The organism is Alkalibacterium thalassium (assembly GCF_900101165.1).
In the GTDB taxonomy this organism is placed as follows: domain Bacteria; phylum Bacillota; class Bacilli; order Lactobacillales; family Carnobacteriaceae_A; genus Alkalibacterium; species Alkalibacterium indicireducens.
Genome location: NZ_FNFK01000106.1, coordinates 1 through 2,389, shown reverse-complemented (window position 1 = coordinate 2,389; position 2,389 = coordinate 1). Strand labels below are relative to the sequence as shown.

Genomic DNA, 2,389 nt, shown 5'->3' with positions numbered 1-2,389 from the left:
ACAGATTCTGTCGCTTAATTGACCCATTTTCTTAAAAAAAACTGCCGGAATAAAGTGACATTTACTGGCTGGATTATTTTGCTTTTCTACAAGTAAACGTCAGATTTCTCAATTAAGAGCATGCGACTGGTTGGATCAAACATTCAACCTGGTCCTCTTAGGTCCACCAGGCGTCGGTAAAACTCATTTAGCTATTGGCCTTGGACTGGAAGCTATCGACCAAGGGAAACAAGTGGCATTCGTTTCAATGGGTGAGTTGATTACCTTACTTAAAACTGAAGAATACGTCCGAAAATCAGCCATTCGATTGAGGCGTATAAGACAAGCAGATTTAGTTGTGATTGATGACATGATGTTTATGGCAATGGAAACAAGAGAAGCCAACCTCTTTTTCCAGCTAGTCAGTGACTTGTATGAAAAAAGTTCGATCATTTTAACTTCAAACAAAGGACCCGACAGCTGGGGCAAGATGCTTGGTGATCAAGGAATAGCGACAGCTATTCTGGATCAACTTCTTCATCGCTGTGAAGTTATTCATATGAATGGAGAGAGCCATAGAATGAAACATCGAGAATCAGTCTTCACGTAACAAAAGTGCACAAAGTTATCTGGCAAAAAGTGCACAATTCTACTTGACAGTTACAGACTATCATTTTACATGAAAGATATGCTGTTTATGAGTCTATAATCGTACAAGTTCGTGACAGATTTCTCTATTTTCTAGCGTAATCAATTAGTCCTTTGAATTCTTTTTTAAATAATACTGTTACAACTACTATATAAAAGAAATAAGCGATAGCTCCTTGTAGAATAGTCAGCTGAGTTGAAGTAAAGAAAAAGACAACAAAGTGGCTTAACAAAAGCAATAATTCTTTATTGGTACTCTTTAAATAATTATACTCTATTCGAGTTGTATATAAGAACCACACAATGTAGGCTCCTGTTGTTGCAAGGGCGATGGCCTCTAAGCTGTGCGTAAGATAATACACAGCCACTACTCCACCGAATGCAGCTAAAGCGAATAGACCAACATCTTTTAAATACTTCTTCTCGTTTTTTCTAGATTTATATAAATTTGCAATGATTATTTTTGTAACCATGATATAAGGAATTGATATAAAAGTAATTGATAATAAATCAACTGCCTGAGTGTACTGAGGAAGGAAGAATTCAATTACCGATCTAAAGACAAAAAATCCTAACCCACTAAACACACCAAGGAAGAGACAGATACGTTTTGTTAGTTTTAACATGGTTTGATTTTCATGTTGCGAAATAACATTATAAAACACCATTCCGACAGCATTGACAATGAGCAAAATCAAATTGAGTACTGAGTTTTGAAAAGAATATTGGGCAAATGACTCTACGTCAAACCCAAAATTAACAACCCAACTTCCGACATTTCCCACAAAAGTCAGTGACATATTCGCTAAAAGAATGAAAATCCCTACGTAAAATAAATTAAATTTACCTTTCAAGTTTAAGGTTTTTCTATAGCCATATCGTCTGATATACGTTATTTCGTATAACAAATAGATGGTGATATGTGATAAGACACTCATCAAGACATATACAAGATAATTATCACTTCTTAATACAAAAATAGCGAAAAGCAATGTGCCGATATAAATGATGCTTTTTAAGATATTACCGTTAGAGAATAACTTAAAATCACCTGTTGCTTGAGCAAAATTTTGATGATAAGTAGTCAATACTCTAAAGAAGGTAACAATGGAAAAGAGAGTTAATATCGGATCACGAAGAAACAGAGAGACAGCCATCATGCCTATGAAAATAATGAATTGAAAAATCGTTATGAAGTTGTGTTCTTCATGCAGCTCTTCTCGATTCATACTTTCGGGATCTTTTCCTCCGTATTTTATATAAATTCCGTCATTAAAGCCTAAGTTAAATATGTAGACGAAGCTGAGGTAAAGTGTATATTCTTTATAATGTCCGTATGCCGCTACAGTTAATACCGCTGGTAAGATAAAGCCTACTAAAAAGCTACTTCCAAAGTTAGCAATATTAGCCAACGCTACTCTAAATATATTTTTCAGTAATTTCATATTTCTTTTCTCCTACTTTAACAAAATCCTCTGGTTGATTTCGCTCGAATTTATTGATTACTTTTGAACCAACACTCTCAGTAAGATACCACAATTACTGTGTTAATGGTAGTTAATTTTCTATAAAGCTCGCTCTGTTCAAAACAATAAAACCTGCCACAGAGCTGTTAAATGCGCAAGGAGACATAATAAAATTCAACACTCCATAATCTTGATTACCATACCACAAACTTAAAGTGTGGATAAAAATCTTATGTATTTCATCACTAGTGTTGCATTAAAATATTAACCTGTTCCATGGCATAAAAAAATCCTTT

Annotated in this window: 2 protein-coding genes; one reads left to right on the top strand and one right to left on the bottom strand. The window is 34.4% G+C overall.

The window, feature by feature from the left end; translation table 11 throughout:
• Positions 1–64 precede the first annotated feature (64 nt).
• A complete protein-coding gene (locus BLR76_RS11430; RefSeq protein ID WP_091269034.1) occupies positions 65–589 on the top strand; it encodes an ATP-binding protein in 525 nt (174 codons plus the stop codon).
• A gap of 124 nt (positions 590–713) precedes the next feature.
• On the opposite strand, the gene BLR76_RS11425 is transcribed toward BLR76_RS11430, so the two are convergent.
• A complete protein-coding gene (locus tag BLR76_RS11425; RefSeq protein ID WP_091269032.1) occupies positions 714–2,072 on the bottom strand; it encodes a lipopolysaccharide biosynthesis protein in 1,359 nt (452 codons plus the stop codon).
• Between the last annotated feature and the right edge of the window lie 317 nt (positions 2,073–2,389).